At 67.5% G+C, this 22834-nt stretch carries 14 protein-coding genes; 12 read left to right on the top strand and 2 right to left on the bottom strand.

The features are described 5' to 3' along the window. Positions 1-72: 72 nt before the first annotated feature. A complete protein-coding gene (locus AC1PLA_RS17290; protein ID WP_481105023.1) occupies positions 73-2238 on the bottom strand; it encodes a TonB-dependent receptor in 2166 nt (721 codons plus the stop codon). Positions 2239-2270: 32 nt separating this feature from the next. Next, complete coding sequence (locus tag AC1PLA_RS17285; protein WP_481105022.1) at positions 2271-3431, bottom strand: phosphotransferase enzyme family protein; 1161 nt, start codon at positions 3429-3431, stop codon at positions 2271-2273. Positions 3432-3787: 356 nt separating this feature from the next. On the opposite strand from AC1PLA_RS17285, the gene AC1PLA_RS17280 reads away from it, so the two are divergent. The 12 genes from AC1PLA_RS17280 to AC1PLA_RS17225 all read left to right on the top strand — a co-directional run bounded on the left by AC1PLA_RS17280 (position 3788) and on the right by AC1PLA_RS17225 (position 22783). Beyond that, positions 3788-4627 carry a glycosyltransferase family 2 protein gene (locus AC1PLA_RS17280; RefSeq protein ID WP_481106223.1) on the top strand — a complete coding sequence of 280 codons (840 nt, stop codon included), beginning with the start codon at positions 3788-3790 and terminating at the stop codon, positions 4625-4627. A 130-nt stretch (positions 4628-4757) separates the two neighbouring features. Next, positions 4758-5780: a hypothetical protein gene (locus AC1PLA_RS17275; protein WP_164737061.1), complete on the top strand. Its 1023-nt coding sequence runs from the start codon at positions 4758-4760 to the stop codon at positions 5778-5780. A gap of 13 nt (positions 5781-5793) precedes the next feature. After that, positions 5794-7701: a glycosyltransferase family 2 protein gene (locus AC1PLA_RS17270; RefSeq protein ID WP_481105021.1), complete on the top strand. Its 1908-nt coding sequence runs from the start codon at positions 5794-5796 to the stop codon at positions 7699-7701. A 49-nt stretch (positions 7702-7750) separates the two neighbouring features. Then, complete coding sequence (locus tag AC1PLA_RS17265) at positions 7751-9037, top strand: hypothetical protein (protein ID WP_481105020.1); 1287 nt, start codon at positions 7751-7753, stop codon at positions 9035-9037. Beyond that, the gene (locus AC1PLA_RS17260; RefSeq protein WP_104646334.1) at positions 9019-9987 is read left to right on the top strand and encodes a glycoside hydrolase family 113; all 969 of its coding nucleotides are present in this window, start codon (positions 9019-9021) and stop codon (positions 9985-9987) included. The genes AC1PLA_RS17265 and AC1PLA_RS17260 overlap by 19 nt, the downstream gene beginning before the upstream one ends. Before the next feature lie 162 nt (positions 9988-10149). Then, positions 10150-11346, top strand: a complete 1197-nt coding sequence (gene pncB / locus AC1PLA_RS17255; RefSeq protein ID WP_481105019.1) for a nicotinate phosphoribosyltransferase — start codon at positions 10150-10152, stop codon at positions 11344-11346. Between the two features lie 175 nt (positions 11347-11521). Then, the gene (bcsD, locus tag AC1PLA_RS17250) at positions 11522-11977 is read left to right on the top strand and encodes a cellulose biosynthesis protein BcsD (RefSeq protein WP_411758409.1); all 456 of its coding nucleotides are present in this window, start codon (positions 11522-11524) and stop codon (positions 11975-11977) included. A gap of 28 nt (positions 11978-12005) precedes the next feature. Next, positions 12006-12491, top strand: coding sequence for a hypothetical protein (locus tag AC1PLA_RS17245; protein ID WP_481105018.1), 486 nt, complete (start codon positions 12006-12008; stop codon positions 12489-12491). Positions 12492-12583: 92 nt separating this feature from the next. Beyond that, positions 12584-14728 carry a UDP-forming cellulose synthase catalytic subunit gene (bcsA, locus tag AC1PLA_RS17240; protein ID WP_065046391.1) on the top strand — a complete coding sequence of 715 codons (2145 nt, stop codon included), beginning with the start codon at positions 12584-12586 and terminating at the stop codon, positions 14726-14728. A gap of 44 nt (positions 14729-14772) precedes the next feature. Beyond that, positions 14773-17088 carry a cellulose biosynthesis cyclic di-GMP-binding regulatory protein BcsB gene (gene bcsB, locus AC1PLA_RS17235; protein ID WP_481105017.1) on the top strand — a complete coding sequence of 772 codons (2316 nt, stop codon included), beginning with the start codon at positions 14773-14775 and terminating at the stop codon, positions 17086-17088. Beyond that, on the top strand, positions 17085-18266 hold the full coding sequence (gene bcsZ / locus AC1PLA_RS17230) for a cellulose synthase complex periplasmic endoglucanase BcsZ (RefSeq protein ID WP_481105016.1): 1182 nt from the start codon (positions 17085-17087) through the stop codon (positions 18264-18266). The genes bcsB and bcsZ overlap by 4 nt, the downstream gene beginning before the upstream one ends. Then, on the top strand, positions 18248-22783 hold the full coding sequence (locus AC1PLA_RS17225) for a cellulose biosynthesis protein BcsC (RefSeq protein ID WP_481105015.1): 4536 nt from the start codon (positions 18248-18250) through the stop codon (positions 22781-22783). Before bcsZ ends, AC1PLA_RS17225 begins: the two co-directional genes overlap by 19 nt. Positions 22784-22834 lie beyond the last annotated feature (51 nt).

Below are 22834 nucleotides of genomic sequence, written 5' to 3'. Positions count from 1 at the left end.
CCGCGCAGCACCACTGTCGCGTAACCCATGCAGCTCGGACGTCAGCGGATCGCATGGCCGCATCGGCTGCGTTTAGAAGTCCAGCTGCACGGTCAGACGCGCCGTGCGCGGCGCGCCCGGGAACAGATAGGCATCACCCTGGTATTCGCCGCTATCGCGCCAGTAGCGCTTGTCGAACACGTTGTCCACGTTCAGGCGCCAGGTGGTGGCCAGCCCGCCCAGCGCGGTGGCGTAACGCGCGCCCAGGTTGGCCACGGTGTAGGCCGGCACGCTGGCGTTGCCGAGCCGGTCGGCGAACTTGCGCCCGCTGTATTGCGCGCCCGCCAGCAGCGCCAGGCCATCGATGCCGGGCACGCTGTAATCGGCCTGCAGGCTGGCGCGCAGCTTGGGCACGTTGATGGCTTGGTGGCCTTCGTACTCGGCAATGTCGGTGTCTTCGGCACGGGCGCGGATGGCGGCAACACTGGCGAACACGCGCAATTGCGCGGTGGCCGCGCCATCGGCCGACAACTCCAGGCCACGGTTGTGCAGGCGGCCCTGTTGCACATAGCGCAGGCCACCATCGGCCTGCGGCTGGGTGAACTGGTAGGCCTGGCGGATGTCGAACAGCGCTGCGCCCAGGCGCAGACCGTCGAGCTCGAATTTTGCGCCGGTCTCCAGCTGGTAGGCATTGGTCGGCGGCAGGCTCTCATCGGCGTTGTCGGCAAACCACGGGGCGGTGCCGCCGGCGGCCAGGCTCTTGGCGTAGCTGGCGTACAGCGATACCTGCTGCTGCGGCTTGAACAGCAGCGCGGCCTGCGGCAGCAGCGTGTCCTTGCGCGTGCGTCGCTCCAGCACGCCATCGCGGTCGAAGCTGCGCTCGTCCAGGTGTACATAGCGCGCGCCCAGCGACAGCTCCCATTGCGAACCCAGCCCGATCCGGTCGGCGACCACCAGGGCCCGTTGGCGGCTGTCCAGGCGGCGTTGCTTCGGGTCCAGGGCGACGTCGGTCTGTGCAAACACCTCCGGGTCGCGGTCGATGCTGCCGCTGCCGACGAATTCGTTGACCGAACCGAAGCGATCGATGGTGCGGCGTAGCCAGTCGCCGCCGATGCTCAGGCGGTGATCCAGCGCGCCGGTGAGTACACGGCCTTCGAGCGTGGCACGCAGTTGATCGTGCACACGGGTGTCGTCGGGGCTGCGGTAGTCGTAGACGTCGTACTCGCCTTGCGCGCTGAAGAAATTCGGGGTGACGCTGTCGGCGCAACTGATCGCGCCATAACAGCCCCAGGCGAACGCGGAGAAATCATTGATCACCGAGCGGCTGCGTGACGCTTCAGCGGTGGCGCGCCAGTTGTCGTTGAATTGGTAGGCGTAGCGCAGCTGCGCATTGAGCGAATCCATCTCCACCGGCCGCGACCACGGCTGGTAGCCGAGCAGGCGATGCACATCGATGTCGCGCGGTACCTGTGTGCCACCGAGCAATTGGTAGCCGGGCACCGAGCGTTGCTGCCGATGCTGATACTCCACATCCAGCTGCAGCAGCGACTGCGGGCTGATCTTCCAGTCGCCGGCCAGCGACAGGAAATTGCGATAACCGTCGGCGTGGTCGACATAGCTGTTGATGTCTTCGCGCGCGGCGTTGACGCGCAGGCCCAGGCTGCGCTCGGCGCCGAACCAGTCGCCCAGGTCGGCGGCCATATAGCGCGAGCCTTGTTCGTCGGTGCCCAGGGTCACGCTGCGCACGTGCTCGGGTCGCTTGGTGCGGTAGTCGATCAGTCCGGCCGGTTCGTTGACACCCGATTGCAGCCCGGCCAGGCCCTTGAGGATCTGCACCTGCTGCTTGTTTTCCAGTGCGATGGATTGCTCGCCCACCGCGCTCAGGCCGTTGATGCGGTAACTGTTGGCGGCGTTGAGCGAATAGCCACGCACGACGAAATTCTCGTAGTAGCCGATCGGGGCGTAGGCGTCGCCGGCGGAGGCATCGGCGCGCAATACCTCGCTGAGCACGCGTGCCTGACGGTCGAGCAATTGCTGGCGCTCGATCACCGCGATCGAGGCCGGCGCATCCAGCAGCCGCGTGGTGCCGAAGCCGCTCAAGGCCGTGCTGGCGTCGGCGCGTTCGCCGCGCACGTTGACCGCATCCAGCTCGACTGCCTCAGCACCGGGTTGTTGCTGTGCGAGTGCAGGCGTGGCGATGCACAGCGCAAGTGCAAGCGCGAGCGGGCGGCGGTAGGGCAGGGGGGCGGACAGGTGCATGCGCAGGGCTCGAAAAGGAAGAGGAAAAACGCTCATGGCAACCGGCGCGCGCGTGCGTGCAGGTGATCGAGCAGGCACTGGCCATCGGCGCTGGCAAACCAGTCCGCATGGCCGAGCAGGTAACGGTGATAGGCGATGTCGGCGTTGTCGGCCGAGCGGGTGATGCCGGCGAAGTATTCGATCTCGCTCAGGGCGAAGTCGGCATGCACGATCGGCAGCAAGGCGGCCAGCTGCCGCAGCTGCGCGGCGCCCAGTGCGCAGTACCGGGCGTAGCCGTCCAGCAAGGCGTCGAGCTGCTCCAGCTGCGGCTGCGCGCGTTGCCCCGTATCCAGGTTCAACCATGGGATCAGATTGCGTTCGATTGCCGTGGCCAGGTCGAACATCGCAAAGCTGCGGTCGCACAGGCCGAAGTCGAACACCGCGCTGACCTCGACGTCGCCATCGTCGTGTGTGCGCCACAGCAGGTTGGAGGCATGCCAGTCGCCATGCGTCCACAGCGGCGGCAGTGCGCCGGGCGCCGACAGCACCGGCCAGGCCCGGGCGTGCCAGGGCAGCAGGTGGTCGGTCAGATCACGGCGCCAGGGCCGGTCCTGAAAATCGGCGGCCAGGCCGGGGCGCGACAGCAAGGCCTGTTCCACTGCCCGGATCGGGTCGGCCTGCGCGAACAGGGCCAGGTTGGCCACCAGTACGCTGCTGCGGCGTGGTGGCGCATCGAACCCCTGTGCTGCCAGATGCAGGCGTGCCAGCGCGGCACCTGCCGCCGACGCATGCGGGGTGCTGGTAAAGGGCGTCCACGACAAGGCATCCCGATACAGGTCCTGGCCGAGCCCTGCGCGCTGCACTTCGTAGACCCAGTCCGCATCGGCCAGGGCTGTGCGGCCCGCGGCATCGTGCAGCACCTCGACCACCGCTGCGCCGGCCCAGCGCAGATGCGCCATGAAGACGTGCTCTTCGCGCAACGCAGCGACATTGCGCACGCTGCGGTGATGCCGCTTGACGATGAGCGTGCCGCTGGCGGTGTCCACGCAGGCGGCGGCGGAAAACGGGCGGGCGCTATGCCAGCGAACCAGTTCGCCACCGACAGGAGCTGAAAAGTGCTGCAGCACGCGACGGATTTCGTCGGCGGTCAACACCGGCCAGTCGGGCAGCGCCAGCTCCAGGCTCATGCCATGCACCTGATGCGAGGTGCTCATGCGCCCGGCTCCGGCAATGTGGTGCGGGCTAGTGGTATAGACCAGTCGATCGGTGCCGAAGCGGCGGACCCGGCGCGCGCGCCGGCGACAACACGGACGGCGCTGCCAGGCCGTCGTTGCGGCGCGCGCGCCATCAGGCGGTTGCGCTGCAGGGAATGAAAAGGCAGCGCAACACCGAAAGGTCGCTGGCCGTCATCTCGACACTAAAAAATGTGGGGCGCGCCGTGGGCGGCGCCTGCGCAAAACCGCTGGGCGGTTCCGGGCGCGCAGTATGCCTGCTGCTGCTGTCAGCCGCCATGTCGGCGCTGGCAGACGCACGATGGCGTTGCGCTGCCCCGGCACCGGATAATGGCCGGATGACTCCCGTCCAGATTGCCGCCGTCGTCGTCACCTATCAGAGCAGCAGCACCATCGATGCGTGCCTGGCGCGGCTGCGCGCGGCCGAGGGCATCAGCGAGATTCGGGTGGTCGACAACGCCTCCAGCGACGACACCCTGGAGGTCGTGCAGCGGCATGCGCTGGCCGATGCGCGGCTGCACTTCATCGCCAATCCGGACAACCCGGGCTTTGCGAGCGCCTGCAACCAGGGCGCGCGCGACTCGCAGGCGCCCTGGCTGGTGTTCATCAACCCGGACCTGATGGTCGAGCGCGACACATTGGCGCAGCTGTGCGCACGCGCGTCCGGGCACGCGGCGGTGCTGTTGGGCGTGGAGCAGGTGGACGAGCACGGGCAGCCGGATGCCGCCGTGCGCCGCCGTGACCCGGATTTTGCCGCGATGCTGCGCGCGCCGCGCGCTGCCGCCCAGCTGGCGGTGCCGGCCGATCCGTCTGCGCCCCTGCAGGTGGTGGACGCCATCTCCGGTGCCTTGATGCTGATGCAACGCAGCCTGTTCGACCGGCTCGACGGCTGGGACGGCGCCTACCGTCTGCACGCCGAAGACCTAGACCTGTGCCGGCGTGCGCGTCAGGCCGGCGCGCTGGTGGCGGTGGCCAACGATCTACGGGTCGTGCACGTGCGCGGCGTGTCCAGTCGTGCGCGGCCGTTCTTTGTCGAGTGGCACAAACACCGCGGCCTGTGGCGCTATTTCCGCAAGTTCGAGGCGGGCCAGCGGGGGCTGCTCACCCGCCTTGGCGTATGGCTGGCGATCTGGACCCACGCCGCCGCCCAGGTGCCGCGATTGTTGCAAAAGAGATGAGCTCGCTCGCGTTAAATTTGTGATAAATCAGTGATGGGTGGCGGCACTTAACTGTGATACGTTTCGCCTCGAAGTGTGATCAATCACTAGCTTCCTGTCCCTTCCGGGTCCCCCATCAGGAATCGTGCAAATGTCCTTACAGAACGACCCGCAATTGCGGGTACGTCAGCCGTGCGCCGCCGCGCTGCAGTCCAGTCCGGTTGTCTCGCCCTCTTCTCTTGATTCCATCGCTCGCCGCGTGCCGGTGGCTGCGCTGTCGGCGCTCGCGCTGAGCTGCCTGATGGCGGCCTTGCCGGACACGGCCGTGGCAGGCGCCTGGACCCAGCCGCAGGGCGACACCCTGGTGATCGTCAAGGCGCTGCATAGCGATGGCACCGGCTGGTTCGACGATGCCCATCACCGTGGCGATTTCGGCAACAACGGACGCAGCCGCCAGGACCAGCTCAATGTCTACGTCGAGCATGGCCTGAGCGACAAGCTGAGCTTTATCGGCAATTTCTATTTCACCGAAGTCGGTTTCAACAACGACGAACCGATGAACAATGCGCCCGGACGGGCACGCCGCAGCACCACCGGTTTTGCCGATCAGGAGATCGGCCTGCGCTACGCACTGCCAGGCGCGGCCGACGATGTCTGGCGTAGCTCGGTGCAGGCCCTGGTCAGCATCCCGGCCTATGGCCGTAGCAAGACCTATCACCCGAATAATCCTGGGCGCGACCCCGCGCTCGGCCTCGGCGACTACGGCCTGGAGCTGCGTTACAGCCGCGGCCGTGGCTACACGCTGGGCGGGCGCAACGGCTACGTCGATCTGGGTGGCGCGGTACGCCTGCGCGGCAGTGCCGCTTCCGACGAAGTGCGGGTGGACGCGTCCACCGGCCTGAGCCTGACCCCGAGCTGGTTGCTGCTTGGCGAAGTCAACGTGATCCAGGGCCTGGGTAACGGGCGTAACGACGCGTTTGTCGTTGGTTCGACACCTGGCGATTCCGGCTTTGTCGCCACCGGCACCAACTACGACCTCACCAAGCTGCAGCTGTCCACGCTATACACCGCGCCGGGCGGCAGCCAGTGGCAGGTGGGATATCAGCAGCCCGTCATGGGCCGCAACACCGGCGCCGCAGGTGGGCCATTCGTGGCCGCCTGGTGGCGGTTCTAAGGACGCCACGACAATGACGGTCACCTGCGAAATGGACGCGCTGGGACGGGCACCGGACATCGGCCGCGAACGCGGTCTGTTGGGTCGCGCGCTGGTCACGGCAGGCGTCATCACCGACGAACAGCTGCGTTCTGCGCTGGCGTTGCAGCAACGCTGGAACTCACGCCTGGGCGATGTGATCCTGGCCCAGCGCGGCGTGCCGGCGCAGCGGTTCTATGCCATCGTTGCCGCGCACTTCGGCCTTGAGTTCATCGATCTGGTGCAGCAGCCGCCGGATCCGGAACTGCTCACCCCTGGCGATCTGGAAAGTTACGCGCAGCGGCTGCTGCTGCCGTGGCGTCGCGAAGACGGCGTGCTGGTGCTGGCCGTGGCCGATCCCGACCCGGCGGTGTTTGCCTGGGCGCGTGCGCACTATGGCGAGGACGTGCGTTTTGTCGGCACCGCCAAGTTCGACATCATCTGGAGCCTGCAGCGTTACGCCGACGAGCAGCTCACCGACAACGCGCTGAACCTGCTCGCCGCGCATGCGCCGACCTATTCGGCGCGCCAGGTGGTGACGCGCGGACAGAAGTTCACGCTGTGGGCAATCGCCGCGGTGCTGGTGATCGCCATGGTGCTGTTTCCGGTGCCGGCCCTGATCACCGTCAACGTGCTGGTGGCGCTGGGCTTTCTGGCGACCTTCGGGCTGAAGCTGTTGCTGGTGTGGTTCGGCTCGCGCCACCGCATCGACATCAAGGTCACCGAGGACGAAGTGGCCGCGCTGCGCGATGACGACCTGCCGGTCTATACCGTGCTGGTGCCGATGTACAAGGAGCCGGAAGTCCTGCCGATCCTGGCCAATGCGTTGCGCAAGCTGGATTACCCGATCAGCAAGCTCGACGTGAAGCTGGTACTAGAGGCGGACGATTTCGACACCATCGAGGCCGCCAAGAAACTCGGCCTGGAAGCGTTCTTCGAAATCATCCGGGTGCCGCCGTCGCAGCCCAAGACCAAGCCCAAGGCCTGCAACTACGCGCTGCATTTTGCGCGCGGCGAACTGCTCACCATCTACGACGCCGAAGACAAGCCCGAGCCGGATCAGCTCAAGCGCGTGGTGGCGGCGTTCCGCAAGGCCGACAAGGATGTGGTGTGCATCCAGGCGCGGTTGAACTACTACAACGCCGACGAGAACTGGCTGACGCGGATGTTCACGCTGGAGTACACGCTCTGGTTCGACTTCTACCTGCCGGCGCTGGAATACCTGCGCATCCCGATTCCGTTGGGCGGCACCTCCAACCACTTCCGTCTGGATGTGTTGCGCCAGGTGCGCGCCTGGGACCCGTATAACGTCACCGAAGACGCCGACCTGGGCGTGCGGCTGATCCAGAACGGCTACCGCGTCAACGTGGTCAACTCCACCACGTTCGAAGAAGCCAACGTCAGCATTCCCAACTGGATCCGGCAGCGTTCGCGCTGGCTCAAGGGCTATATGCAGACCTGGCTGGTGCACATGCGCGACCCGGTGCATCTGTATCGCAGCACCGGATTCAAGGGCTTCTGGGGCTTTCAGTTCTTCATTGGCGGCGGTTTCTTCACCGCGTTGGGCGTGCCGGTGCTGTGGGCGCTGTATGTGGTCTGGGTAGTCACCGGGACAACCGCGTTCGAGCGCTTTTTCCCGCCGTGGCTGGCGACCGTGTCGTTGGTCAATCTGTTGTTGGCCAATGCGTTCTTCATCTACATCACGCTGGTGGCTGCGTTCAAGCGCGACTACTTCAAGCTGGCGCCCTACGCGCTGACCGTGCCGTTCTATTGGGCGCTGCAGTCGATCGCCGCTTACAAGGGTCTCTGGCAGCTGATCCACAATCCGTTCTATTGGGAGAAGACCACTCATGGCATCAGCAAGCATTCGGAAAACGAGCGCCGCGCCGCACTCGAAGAGTGAGTCGGCAGTTTCGCGTCGTCACAGCGGGCTGCCGGCGTTTCTGGTTGCCGTGGTGGCCCTGTCGCTGCTGAGCCAGCCGTTGCTGCTGCAGTCGGTCGGCTCCGCCGCACCGGCAATCGCACCAGCAGCCGGCTTGCCGGCAACCGGCTTGTTGTCGTGGGCGATCAATCTGGGGCTGGACAGCTGGAACCTGCCGTTCCAGGTCTGGCCGTTCCTGGCAGTGGCCGCCAACGCGCTGTTCCTGTCGCTGCTGTGGCGCGATCTGGCCGGTGTGTTCGGACGCGGCTGGGCCAGTGGTTTGACCCTGCTGGTGGGCTGCAATCCACTGTTCCTGCTGCCGATCGCCGCAGGCGGAAGCCAGGCGGTGGGTCTGCTGGCGTTCTACGGCTTGTGCCGCACCCTGCGCCGCCTGCAGACGCCGGTAGAGGCCTTCACCTATCTGCGCATCGCTGGCTGGTTGTGCATCCTGCTGTGCCTGGACCTGCAGACACTGGCGCTGTCGACGATGGTGGCGCCGTGGCTGCTGCTGGTGATGCCGCCGCAGATGCTGCGCAAGGCGCCGGGTTCGTTCTACCTGGTGTGCTATCTGCCGTTCGCGTTTCTGGTCGGCATGTGGGCCTACGTCAATCTGACCGTGTTCAACGCACCGTGGCCGACGCTGTCCAGTATCGGGCAGGGCGCGCATCCGCTGCCGTTGCCGCTGGCCGAGCATGCGCAAGATTGGCTGCCGGCCGTGCGCTGGGGCGTGGCGGCGGTGGTTTGCTTCCCGGTGCTGGCGTTGCTGGCCCGCAGCCGCAGCAGTGCGCTCACGCGCGGCGTGCTGGCCAGTGCCGGCACCGTGATCTGTGCGGCGGCGTTGTCGTTTGCGTTCGGCTGGGCCGGGTTCGATGCCTTGCTGCTGCTGTGGGTGCCGGCAGCGTTGCTGCTGCGCGCGCTGCATGCCGATCAGCGCAGTCAGGCCGCCGGCCTGCTGTTGCTGGGCCTGATCGGTGCGGCCTGGGTACAGCCGCAGGGCTGGGGCAGCTGGATGCGTGCGGCGCCTGCCGATGCGCAATCCTTGCTGCAGGGCGAGGCGGTGGTCATGCGCGCGCCGGTATCGTTGCCGACCGGCTCGGCGACGCCGGCAGCGGACGCTGTGCAGGCGCAGCCCACAGCTGCGACTGCCGCGAATGTGGCCGCACCCACGCAGCTCGCTGCCGGTGCCACTACGCCTGCTGCCACTGCTGCAATGGTGCAGCCGGACAAGAACACTGCGGTCATCGGTGCAATGGACTGCGCGCCTACCACGACCGCGTCCACCACCGAGGCATCCGCCACATGTTCAAACGCGTTCTGAGCGCCGCGTTTCTGGTCGGGGCGTGCATGTTGGTCAACGGCTGCAACGCCGATGCATCGACGTGGATGGGCGCCAACGTCAAGGTCTCGGCCAATGCGCCGTGGGAAAGCGAGGCGGCGGGGCAGTCGCTGGACGCGCTGGCCAAGACCGGCGCCAGCAAGGCGCTGCTGGTCGCGTTTGTGTGGCAGGCCAACCCGCAGTCGAACGACCCGGTGCTGGGTAGCGACAGCAGCGTGGAGGCCATGCGCGCCGCGTTGCGGCAAAGCCACCAGGCCGGCCTGCAGGCCACGCTCAAGGTGCATGTGTGGATTCCCGGGCATTGGGCCGGCGACACCGCGCCCACCGACCAGGCAGCCTGGTTTGCCGCGTACCAGAACGCGTTGCTGCCGTTGGCCAGACTGGCCGAAGACGAGCACGCCGAAGCGCTGGTGATCGGCACCGAACTGCGCAAGCTGCAGGACGCGCCGCAGTGGCCCGGCCTGGTGGCGGAAGTGCGCAAGGTCTACCACGGCAAGCTGCTGTATGTGGCCGACGGCATGGAGCACGCCGAAAGCTTCCGCTACTGGTCCTTGTTCGATGCGGTGGGCACCAGCCTGTATCCGCGTCTGTCCGAAGCGGCCGGCACGCGCACGGCAGAGATGAACGCCGCCGCGCAGCGCCTGCAGCAACTGGGCCAGCGCGTCGGCAAGCCGGTGTGGGTGGCAGAGCTGGGGCTGCGTTCTGCACGCGGCAGCCTGGCCGCGCCCTGGGAGAGCCCGGAGCAACGCGCCGCTGCAGTGGACACCCGCCTGCAACTGCAGGTGTTGCAGCAGTGGCGCAAGGTGCTGCAGGCGCATGGCGTGGAAGGCATCGCGCTGTGGTGCTGGTACACCGACCCCAAGGCCGGTGGCCCGGGCGACAGCGACTTCACCGTGCAGGGCAAACCGGCGCAGCAGGTGCTGGCGCGCTGAGCGATGGCGCCTGGCACTCTCCAAGGAAGTGCCAGGCGCAATTGCCGAGGTGACTTGCCTGGCAAATCGACAGGCGCACCGCCGCTGCGCAGCGCAGCGCTTCCCGAGGCATCAGCGGATTTGCACGCAGTGCGATCGCCGCTGCGGGCATAATCCGGCAGCATGATCATCCATTCGCTGCTCGACACCGACCTGTATAAATTCACCATGATGCAGGCGGTGCTGCATCAGCATCCGGCCGCGCAGGTGGACTACCGCTTCAAGTGCCGCACGCCCGGCGTGGATCTGGCCCAGTTCATCGACGAGATCTCGCGCGAGATCGATGCGCTGTGTCGGCTACGGCTGCGCGAGGACGAAGTGGCCTATCTGCGCGGCCTGCGCTTCATCAAGCCGGATTTTGCCGACTTCCTGGCGCTGTTCCATCTGGACCGCAAGTATCTGCAGCTGTCGGCATCGACCACCCACCCGGGCGAGATCGAACTGACCATCCGCGGCCCGTGGCTGTATACCATCCTGTTCGAAGTGCCGTTGCTGGCGATCATCAACGAGGTGTGGTTCCGCAACACCTCCGAGCCGGATTACGAAGAAGGCCGCAGCCGCCTGCGCGAGAAGGTGAGCAGCCTGCGCAGCATGCCGGCCGGCTGCAAGATCGCCGACTACGGCACCCGGCGGCGCTATTCGCGGCACTGGCACGGCGAGTTGCTGCCGTTGCTGCGCGATGGCCTGGGCGAGCAGTTCGTCGGCACCAGCAATGTGTATTTCGCCAAGCATTACGGCCTGACCCCGCTGGGCACGATGGCGCACGAGTACCTGCAGGCGTTTCAGGCGCTGGGGCCGCGGTTGCGCGACTCGCAGGTGGCGGCGCTGGAATCGTGGGCGCGCGAGTACCGCGGCGATCTGGGCATCGCCCTATCCGATGTGGTGGGGCTGGACGCGTTCCTGCGCGACTTCGATCTGTACTTCTGCAAGCTGTTCGACGGCATGCGGCATGATTCGGGCGACCCGTTCGAATGGGGCGAGCGCGTCATCGCCCATCTGCAGGCACACCGCATCGACCCCGCCGCCAAGGTGCTGGTGTTCAGCGATGGCCTCAACATCGACAAGGTGATGCGGCTGTACGCGCACTTCCACACGCGCTGTCGGCTGGCGTTCGGGGTCGGTACCAGCCTCACCAACGACCTGGGGCCGACACCGCTGCAGATCGTGATCAAGATGGTCCGCTGCAATGGCCAGCCGGTGGCAAAGCTCAGCGACTCGCCGGGCAAAAGCATGTGCGAAGACGCCGGTTACCTGCGCTATCTGCGCGATGTGTTCGGCCTGCCGCCGATGCCGGAAGCGGGTGACCACACGCGGCAGTGACTGACGTATAGCGGCAGCTTGTGCCGAGGCCTGACAGAGCTGTCAGGGAATGGCCGAAAAAAATGCGATGCAGCGCTCAATTGGCCGCATGGGTTCGTTAACATTGGCATCACGCTTGCTTCACTTCTGATGCACGCGATGTTGATGTATGGCCTCCTTCCCGCGCGACGTCTCAATGACTGCACCCGACCCATTGTCGCTGTACCGCGCGCGCAGCTGCTCCCGGCAGTGGCTGGGCTTTGTGCGTGCGATGGCCGCCGAGTTCGGCGCCGAGTTGCCCGAGGATGATCTGGCCCCGTTGATGGCGCGCATCGGCCGGCGCTTCGCGCGCGAACACCGGCTGGCGCACTGCACGACCCTGGACGAGATGCAGCAGGCCGCCAACGCAGTGTGGGAGCGCTGCGATTGGGGCCAGTGCGCGATGCACGAACACGCCGACCAGGTGCGGATCCAGCACGCCAGCGCGCCGTTGAGCGTGGCACTGGATGGCGCGCCATGGAGCGATGGGTTCCTGCAGGGCGTGTACGAAGGATGGTTCCAGCAACTGGGGATGCTGGCAGGCCTGGCGGTGCAGACCGCGCCAGGCGACAGCGTCGATCTGCGCAACTTCGTGTTGATGCGGACGGCATGAACGGCTGAAGTCGGGCAAGGGGAGTGTGATGGCACCGAAGAACAACAAGGCAACCTCCGGGCATGACGACGTGTCCGGCCTGTTCGCGCGGTTGGGGACGCCGGCGAGCGCGGGCTATCAGGATTTCGCCCACACCCAGCTGCCGCCGCGCAGACCGGGAGTGACGCAAACGCCGGTCCCGGCAACGGTCGAACAGACCCCCGCTGCGGCGGATGCCGTGCAGGTGCCAGCGCCGCTGCCGGCGCCCGCGACATCAGTGCCTGACGTTTTGCCTGCCGTGCAGGCAGCGCCGGTGGCGCGTCGGTCAGTGCCTGTCGAAGGGACGGCAGGCTCGCCGCTCGATGCGCTCGCGCCGCTGCGCAAATTGCGCCAACTCGACGAGCCCGCAGCGCCTGCAGCGCAGCCGGGCGAGCGCCAGGCGCAGACGCCGTTGGAGCGTTTGTTCCAGCGGCTGTTGCAGGCCGATGCGCCCAGCGCGACGCAAAGCCCGCTGCAGCGACTGCGCTCGCGTTGATCAGCACCACCGTGTGACTTCCGGCAAGCGCCGCTGCGCTCGCCTGTTTCGCCTTGCTTTGCCGCACGCCGCCACGCTTGAAGGATTATCTGATGACTGCTGCCAGCCTCCGTTCCGGATCACCGCTGCCCACGCTGGCGACCTGGGCGCTATGGTTGCTGGGCGGCTTGCTGCTGGTGTTCGTGGTCGCCGTGCCGATGGATGTCACCCAGCAACTGGTGTTCTCCGGGGTGCTGTTCGCCGTTGCGCTGGCGGTGCGCAAGCGCGGCGGGCGGGTGGTGATCCTGACGATGATGGGCATGTCGCTGGCGGTGTCGTGCCGCTACATCTGGTGGCGCACGACCCAGACCATGGGCGTGGGCAGCGCGGTGGATTTCATCCTGGGCCTGGGCCTGCTGGGCGCGGAGCTGTATGCGTTCGTGATCCTGGTGCTGGGCTATTTCCAGGTGCTGTGGCCGCTCGATCGCAAGCCGGTGCCGTTGCCGGCCGACCAGTCGCTGTGGCCGAGCGTGGACGTGTTCATTCCCACCTACAACGAGCCGTTGTCGGTGGTGCGCACCACCGTGCTGGCGGCCAGCGTGATCGATTGGCCGGCCGGCAAGATCACCATCCATCTGCTCGATGACGGCCGCCGCGACGCGTTCCGCGACTTCTGTGCCGAGGTCGGCATCAACTACGTCACCCGCACCAACAACGCGCACGCCAAGGCCGGCAACATCAATGCCGCGCTGAAGAAATGCAGCGGTGAGTACGTGGCGATCTTCGATTGCGACCACATTCCCACCCGCAGTTTCCTGCAGGTGGCGATGGGCTGGTTCCTGCGCGACACCAGGCTGGCCCTGGTGCAGATGCCGCACTATTTCTTCTCACCCGACCCGTTCGAACGCAACCTGGGCACGCATGGCAAGGTGCCCAACGAAGGCGAGCTGTTTTACGGCCTGCTGCAGGATGGCAACGACCAGTGGAATGCGACCTTCTTCTGCGGTTCCTGCGCGGTGATCAAGCGCAGCGCGCTGGAAGAGGTCGGCGGGGTGGCGGTCGAAACCGTCACCGAGGACGCCCACACCGCGCTCAAGCTGCAGCGTCGCGGTTATCGCACCGCCTACCTGGCGGTGCCGCAGGCTGCAGGCCTGGCCACCGAAAGCCTGTCCGGGCATGTGGCGCAACGCATCCGCTGGGCGCGCGGCATGGCGCAGATCGCGCGCATCGACAATCCGCTGCTGGGGCGCGGGCTCAGGCTCTCGCAGCGGCTGTGCTACCTCAACGCGATGCTGCACTTCTTCTACGGCTTGCCGCGCATCATCTATCTCACTGCGCCGCTGGCCTATCTGTTTTTCGGCGCGCACGTGATCCAGGCTTCGGCATTGATGATCCTGGCTTATGCGTTGCCGCACCTCCTGCAGGCCAATCTGACCAATCTGCGGGTGCAGAGCCGCTTCCGCCATCTGCTGTGGAACGAGGTCTACGAGACCACGCTGGCCTGGTACATCTTCCGTCCCACCCTGGTTGCGCTGCTCAACCCCAAGCTGGGCAAGTTCAATGTCACGCCCAAGGGCGGGTTGGTGGCGCGCAGTTATTTCGATGCGCAGATCGCCAAGCCGTACCTGTTCCTGCTGTTGCTCAACCTGGCCGGTGTGGCTGCCGGCGTGCTGCGCTTGATCTATGTCGGCGGCAGTGGCGAGCAGCAGACGATCTGGTTCAACCTGGCCTGGACGCTCTACAACATGGTGCTGCTGGGCGCCACCATCGCCACCGCCAGCGAAACCCGCCAGGTGCGCAGCGCCCACCGCGTGCCGCTGGATGTCCCGGTCAATCTGTATCTGCCCGATGGCAGCGTGCTGCCCAGTCGCTCATTGAATTTTTCCACCGGCGGCATGGCGATCAGGCTCGCCCAGCCGCAGCCGATCGAGCCGGGTTTGCCGGTGCAAATCGGCCTGAGTCATCGCGGCGTGGAGCAGACCTTGCCGGCGGTGGTGCGCCAGGACCGCGACGGCCAGGTCAGCGTGCAGTTCACCGCGATGTCGATGGAACAGGAGCGCTGGCTGGTGGCCTCGACCTTTGCGCGCGCCGACATCTGGCTATCGCAATGGGGCCAGCACGACCGCGATTCGTTCTGGCGCTCGATGGGCCAGGTGCTGGCCGCCAGCGCGCGCGGTTTCGGACGCCTGGGCGGGCATATCGCACTCAGTGCGCGTCAGGGCTTCCGCCCGGCGCGCGCGCTGGATCTGGAGTCGTGAGCGTGACGCCTGCCGTTTCCCTTTTCCCTGCCAAGAAGCCACCGATGCGAATGTCCCCGGCCGTGTTGACCTGTGTGCTCACCCTGCTGACCGGCCTGGCGCAGGCGCAGCAGGCCGTGCCGGCAACGGCGACGACCACCCTCAACGAGCAGGCAGGCACCGCCGCGAGCGCGCCGCCCGCATCGGCAGCGATGCCGGCCGGCAGCACCCGCAGCTCCAGCCTGCGCGAACTCGGCATCGACTACGAGATCACCCTGCGCGGCGTGCAGGGCAGTGCCGGCGTGCCCTTCAGCGTGCGCAGCGACGAGATCGTCACCGCCGCCACGCTCAACCTCAAATACAGCTATTCGCCCGCGCTGTTGCCGGACCTGTCGCATCTGAAGGTCACCATCAATGGCGTCACCGTGGGTACCTTGCCGGCCGACAAGGCCAATGCCGGCAAGCTGCTCTCGGCCGATCTGCCGATCGACCCGCGCCTGGTCACCGATTACAACCAGCTCAACCTGCAGTTGATCGGCCATTACACGCGCGAGTGCGAAGACCCGGACCACAGCAGCCTGTGGGCGAATGTGGACGCGGCCACCAGCCTGTCGCTGACCACCACGCCGCTGGCGCTGGCCAATAACCTGGCGTTGTTGCCGGTGCCGTTCTTCGATGTGCGCGACACGCGTCGGCTGGAATTGTCGTTCTACTTTCCGCAGCGCCCGGACAACGCCACGCTGCAGGCGGCCGGCGTGGTGGCCTCGTGGTTCGGCACCCTGGCCGGCTACCGCGGCGCGGTGTTCCCGGCCTCGACCGAAGCGCTGCCGTCCACCGGCAACGCAGTGGTGTTCGCCACGCCCAGCACGCTGCCTGAGCAGTTCGCCACCGCCGACAGTGGCGTGGCCGATATCCGTGGCCCGACCGTGGCAGTGGTGGTCAACCCGACCGATCCCAGCGGCAAGCTGCTGCTGGTGCTCGGCCGCAACAGCGAAGACCTGCAACGCGCCGCCACCGCGCTGGCCTTGCGCGCGCCGTTGACCGGGGCGGTCGCCCGCATCGGCGAGGTCAGCGCGCCGGCGCCGCGTCGGCCGTACGACGCGCCCAAGTGGGTGTCCAGCGAGCATCCGGTGCGCTTCGGTGATCTGGTGACCCAGCCCGGCCAGCTCAATGTCAGCGGCTATCAGCCGGACCTGATCCGGGTCGGCCTGCAGTTGCCGCCGGACCTGTTCGTGTGGGAGCGCGACGGCATTCCGGTTGCGCTGAAATACCGCTACACGGTGCCGGACGTGGATAACAAGTCCGCGCTCAACGTCAGCATCAACGAGTCGTTCGTGACCACGCTGCCGCTGACCGGCCGCCCGTTCGCCGAGTCCACCCCGAGGCGCTGGTGGAACAGCCTGGGCGCGCGCGGCAGCATGCCGGTGCATCAGGATCTGACATTGCCGGTGGGTGCGTTCTCGGCCAACAGCCAGTTGCGCTTCCACTTCTTCTTCGATCGTCCGCAGGGCGAGCAGTGCAAGAACACCTTCCCGGACGTGTCCGGCGCCATCGATGCCGATTCCAGCATCGACCTGAGCGGCTTCCACCACTACATGGCGATGCCGAACCTGGCCGCGTTCGCCAATGCCGGTTACCCCTTCACGCGCCTGGCCGATCTGTCCGAATCCACCATCGTGCTGCCGGACAATCCGGGCGACCAGGACCTGGGCAATGTGCTGACCCTGCTCGGACGCTTCGGCGCCTCCACCGGGTATCCGGCGCTGCATGCGCAGATCATCGGTGCCGGCGCGGTGCAGCAGCACGCCGACCGCGACCTGTTGCTGCTCGGCAGTACGCAGTCGCAGCCGCTGTTCAAGCAATGGCGCGCACAGCTGCCGGTGGGCCAGGACGGGCAGGCGACCCGCTTTGCGCTGACCGATTGGGTGCTGGAAAAACTGCCGGGTTTCCTGTCCTTCGATGCGCAACGCACCGACTTGCCGACCACCACCGAAATCGCCCTGCAACCGCAGCCGGACGATGTGCTGTTGATGGGATTCGAATCGCCGTTGAAGTCCGGCCGCAGCGTGGTCGCGTTCCAGAGCGAAGACCCGGCCAACATGAGCCGGCTGTTCGACGCCTGGTTCGACCCGACCCTGCTCAAGGACTTCCAGGGCAGCGTGGTGTTGCTGCAGCAGAAAAAGGTCATCAGCCTGGTCGGCAACCAGACCTATTACGTGGGCCATCTGCCGCTCCCGACCTGGTTGCGCTGGTACTTCTCGCACCACCCGGTGTGGCTGGCGTTGACCGTGGTGCTGCTGGCGCTGTTGCTGGCGCTGGCCGCGCGCGTGCTGCTGCGCCGGCATGCCGCCGAGCGACTCAACGGAGGCGGCAGCGCATGAGCGCGTACGACAGCGCCGCGACGATGACGCGCCGCAGCCTGCTACGCGCCGGTGCGCTGGCCGGCCTGGCCGCGCTGCTGCCCAGGCGCGCAGCGGCGGCGGCCAGCCAATGCGGGCCGTGGCCGCTGTGGAATGCCTTCGTCGACAAGCACATCCAGCCCGACGGGCGGGTGGTGGATTTCCTCAATCCGGACCAGCGCTCGACCTCCGAAGGTCAGTCGTACGCGCTGTTCTTCGCCCTGGTCAACAACGACCAGGTGCTGTTCGAGAAAGTGCTGGGCTGGACTCGCCACAATCTGTGTGGCGGCCGCCCGGACCTGAATCTGCCGGCGTGGTTGTGGGGGCGCGATGGCAGCGGCAGCTGGCGCGTGCTCGATGCCAATACCGCCAGCGATGGCGAGCTGTGGATTGCCTACGCGCTGCTGGAAGCCGGCCGGCTGTGGAGCCGGCCCGGTTACCTCAAGGCCGGCCAGCAGATCCTGCAACTGATGCGTCAACAGGAGGTGGCCACGCTGCCGGGCCTGGGCGCGATGTTGCTGCCCGGCCGCACCGGCTTTGCCGAGAAGCAGCGCTGGACGCTCAATCCCAGCTACCTGCCGATCCAGGTGCTGCGGCGCTGCGCCAACGCCGACCCCAAGGGGCCGTGGGCGGCGATCGCCAGCAATGCCGCACGCGTGTTGCGCGAGAGCGCGCCGGTGGGCTTTGCGCCGGACTGGACGGTGTGGGATGGCGAGCGCTTCAGCCCCGATCCGAAGCGCGGCAACGTCGGCAGCTACGACGCGATTCGCGTGTATCTGTGGGCCGGCATGCTCGATGCCGGCGAGCCGCTGCGCAGCGGCTTGCTGCGCGACCTGTCCGGCCCGGCCGACCTGCTCGCCGCACAGACCCCGTTTGCGGAAAAGATCGACACCGCGCGCGGCGTGGGCAGTGGCGCATTGCCGGTTGGGTTTTCTGCCGCGCTGTTGCCGTACCTGAGTGCGATGGGCCAGCCCGCGCTGCTCAAGGCGCAGGCGCAGCGCATTCCCGCCGCCGCGCAAGCCGCAGCCGCTGCGCTGCCGTACTTCGAACGCACGCTGGCCCTGTTCGGACAGGGCTGGCTTGAGAACCGTTACCGCTTTGCCGCAGACGGGCGCCTGCTGCCCGCCTGGAGAACGCCTGCATGCTCCGCAAAAAACTGACCCCGCTGTACCTCGTCGGCATGATCGACCTGTGCCTGCTCGCCTCGCCGGTGCAGGCGCAGACCAGTGCCACCCAGCAACTGGTCGGGCAGGGCAATTACTGGCACGACCAGGGCCGCGACGATCTGGCCGCCGACACCTGGCGCAAGCTGCTTGGCGTCGATCCGGATCAGCCCGACGCCTTGCTCGGCCTGGCGCAGATCGATCTGGCGCAAGGCCGTCAATCCGAAGCACGCAAGCGCCTGCAGCAACTCGACGCCGCACACCCGCAATCGCCGCAGGCACAGCGCCTGCGCGCGGCGATTGGCGCCCGTGGCAGCAGCGCTGCCGGCGAAGATCCGAACCTGCGCAACGCACGCCGCGCCGCCGCAGCCGGGCGCTATGTGGAAGCCGCGCGCAATTACGAAGCGCTGTTCGCCGGCAAGCCGCCGCCGCCGGCGTTGGCGCTGGAGTACTACCAGTCGCTGGCCGGCACTCCCACCGGCTGGGAGCGTGCGCGTGAAGGCCTGCAACGCCTGCAATCCAGCCAACCGGGCAACCCGTCCGTGCAACTGGCGCTGGCGCAGGTGCTGAGTTACCGCGAACCCACCCGCCGCGACGGCATTGCGCAACTGCGCACGCTGGCGCAACGCGCCGATGTCGGTGGGCCGGCGCGCACCAGCTGGCGCCAGGCGCTGCTGTGGCTCAACGCCGGCGTGGCCGATGCGCCGCTGTACCAGGCATTCCTTGCCGGTACCCCGGCCGATGCGGAAGTCACCGCCAAACTCGGCCAGCTGCGCGAACAACGCAGTGCGGCCACCGCCGCGCCGGCCGACCCCAATGGCGTGCTGCTGGGCGAAGGCTTCCGCGCGCTGGGCGCCAACAATCTAGGCGCTGCCGAACAACGCTTCACGCAGGTGTTGCGCGCACGTGCGCGTGATCCGGAAGCGCTCGGCGGCCTGGGCTCGGTGCGCCTGCGTCAGCAGCGTTTTGCCGAAGCGCAGGAGCTGCTGCGTCCGGCGGCGGCGAATAACGGCAAATGGAAGGGCGCGCTGGATAGCGCGCGCTACTGGCTGCAGCTGCAGCAGGCCGAGGCCGCACGCACACGCGGCGATCTGGCCCAGGCGCGCCAGCTGGTGGAGCAGGCGGTGCAGCTGCTGCCCAACGAGCCGGCCGCGCAGGTGGCGCTGGGCGGCCTGCAGGCCGCCAGCGACCCGGCCGCCGCCGAGGCCAGCTACCGCAAGGCGCTGTCGCACGACGCCGACAATGCCGGCGCGCTGCAGGGCCTGGTCGGTTTGTACAGCCGCCAGGGCCGCATGCAGGAAGCCAGCGACTTGTTTAATCGCCTGCCTGCCGCAGAACGTGCCAAAGCCGGCGGGCAAGCCTTGCTGCGTTCCAACGTGCAGCGCGCCCGTGCCCGCCAGGCGCTGGAAGCCGGCGATGCGGTCAGCGCGCAGACCGAGCTGGAAGCGGCGATGGTCGAGCGCCCGGGCGATGCCTGGATCCGTCTGGATCTGGCCCGCCTGTACCAACAGGCCGGCCGCCCCGATCAGGCCCGCAGCGTGATGGATGGCCTGCTCGCCGTGCATGGCGACCAACCCGAAGCGCTGCAGGCCAACGCCTTGCTGGCGCAGGAAAGCGGCGATTGGCAGGGCGCCTACGACAGCCTGGAGCGCATTCCGGTCGCATCGCGCACGCCGGAGATGACCCAGCTGCGCACCACCGCCTGGATCGAACTGCAGGCGCGTCAGGCACGGATGCTGGTGGAGCAGGGCCGGCCGGGCGACGCGCAGCAGTTGCTGGCGCGCACCGAAACCGCGCTGGGCAATCAGCTCGACGACCCGCAGTTGCTGGCCGCACTGGCCGGCGCGCATGCCGATGCCGGCAACGCCCCGCGCGCGCTGACCCTGGCCCAGCGCCTGGTCACCGGCGCCACGGTGCGCAGCGAAGATCGCCTGCAATATGCCGGCGTGCTGCTGCGCGCGCACCAGGACGCCGAACTGTCGGCGGTGCTGCGCCAGTTGCAGGCCACCACCCTGACCCCGGAACAGCTGCGTCGTTATCAACGCCTGCGCAGCGCCTACACGCTGCGCCAGGTGGATGCGCTGCGCGAACTCGGCAACCTGGAAGGCGCCTACGACGCGCTGTCGCCGATCCTGGCCCAGCAGCCGGACAGCCGCGATGCGCAGGCCGCGCTCGCACGGCTGTATGCCGCCTCCGGCGACCAGCGTCAGGCGCTGGCGATCTACCAGCAGATCCTGCAGCGTCATCCCGACGACCTGGACACGCTCACTGCCGCCGCCAACAGCGCGGCCGCGCAGTCGGATTTGCGCAATGCCGAGCATTACCTGCAACGCGCGCTGGCGCAGGCACCGGAGTCGCCGGAGGTGCTGGCCGCGGCCGGCCGCGTGTATCGCAGCGCCGGCAAGAACCGCAAGGCCGAGCAGTATTTCCGTGCCTCGCTGGCCGCGCAGCAGCGTCAGGCCGGGCAACTGGACAATGGCCTGCCGTCCGCGCGTGGTCCGTCCGCGGTCGCGTCCTCCAGCCGCCCGCTCAATCCGTTCTCTGGCATGACCGGCGGCATGCCACGCTCGCCGGCGGTGTTGTCCGAGCGCATGGATGCGGGTAGCGCCTATGGCGATGTGTCCGTTGCACCGGTGGCAGCATCGCCGGGCTCTGCACGGTTCGCCACTGCCGCACCGATTGGTGCGTCTGCCGACAATGGTGGCGATACGTTGCCGCCGCCGGTTAGCGCCGGCACTGCGCCCGCCATGCTGCCGGTCTCCAGCGGCCGCATGCGCGGTTCGTCGCGCGGCGACGGGCTGCTTGCCGCGCGCGCGGTTGCGCCGATCGCCGCGGACGCCGGTCCACGTCTGACCAAGCCCGCCGCACAGGCGTTGCCGCCGCTCGGCAGCGGCAACGGCGTGCTCGACGAACTGCGTGCGGTGCAGTCGGAAAACAGCGACAACCTCGCCGGCGGCGCGTTGTACCGCTCGCGCGATGGCGAAGACGGTCTGGGGCGCCTGGACGATATCGAAATGCCGGTCCAGGCCGAGTTCGCCGTCGGCGACGGCAAGCTCGGCGTCACCCTGACCCCGACCATCGTCGATGCCGGCACGCTGACCACCGATTACGTCACCGCCAGCCGCTTGGGCAGCGGCCCGCAGACCGCCATCAACGATGCGCTGGCGGCCGATCGCGGCCCGATCGATACGCTGGTCAGCTCGTCGATGTACCAGTTGCTCGCCACCGAAGGCGACACCGCCGCCACGCGCGAACGCCTGCGTCGCTACGCCTTGAACACCGGCCTGTTCAACGACCTGCTGGTCGAGAACAACAACAGCAATGCCGCCGCCGTGGCGGCGCTGGCCAATGAACCGTTGCCGGCCTACCTGCTCGGCATCAACGCCTCCAACACGCCGATCGCCCAACTGGCGCGCGACATCCTCGGCAACGCCGCGCTTAGCGAACAGCTGGCTGCCGGCGATGCGGCCGCGTTGCGCGCGCTGGTCGGCAGCACGGCCGCCGCACAACAGACTCCGACCGGGCTGGCGGCCACGCTCAACACCATGGCCGCCACCGGCAACGGCGCGCGCCGGCTCAGCCAGGACGACACCGGGGTGGGCGTCGGTGTGCGCTATCGCAATGGCGGGTTCAGTGCCGACATCGGCAGCACCCCGATCGGCTTCCAGGAACAGAACCTCATCGGCGGCGTCGGCTATCGCGGCGAGCTCGGCGATGCGGTGAGCTGGTCGGCCGAAGCCTCGCGGCGCGCGGTCACCGACAGCGTGCTGTCGTTCGCAGGCGCGCAGGATGCACGCAGCGGCCGCGAATGGGGCGGGGTGACCAGCAATGGCGTGTCGTTGTCGGCCACTGCCGACAATGGGCTGCTGGGCGGTTATGCCAATCTTGCCGCGCACCGTCTGCTCGGCAACAACGTCGCCGACAACGACCAGCGCCAGCTCGACCTGGGCTTCTACGTGCATGCACTGGAAACCCGGCACCAGTCGCTGACGGCCGGCATCAATCTGACCGCCATGCAGTACGACAAGAACCTCAGCGGCTTCACCTACGGCCATGGCGGTTACTTCAGCCCGCAGGACTATGTGGACCTGGGTTTCCCGGTGCACTGGAGCGGCCGTAGCGCCGGCCAGACGGTCAACTGGAAGGTCGATGCCAGCATCGGCGTACAGCACTTCAGCACCGACGCCTCGCCGTATTTTCCGACCGATCCCACCCTGCAGCAGGCTGCCTACGATGCCGCCTCGCTGGCGGCCTTGCTCGGGCTGGTCAACCGCTACACCGACCCGGTGTATGCGGGCGAAAGCCGCACCGGCGTGTCCTACAACCTCAGTGGCGCGGCCGAATGGCAGGTGGCGCCGCAGCTGTTCCTGGGCGGCCGCATGACCTTCAACAATGCGCGCGACTACAACCAGTTCAGCAGCAATCTCTATCTGCGGTTCGTGATGGATCGGCTGGGTGCGGCACTGGGTCGCGCGCCACAGGTGCTGACCTCGCCATACGCTGCCGATCGTTGATGACAAGGCAGACCGACCGCGCGGCCATCTGGCCGTGGCGGTTGGTCTGCG

Source organism: Xanthomonas sp. NCPPB 1826 (assembly GCF_056725285.1).
This window is presented reverse-complemented; position numbering and strand designations above follow the sequence as displayed.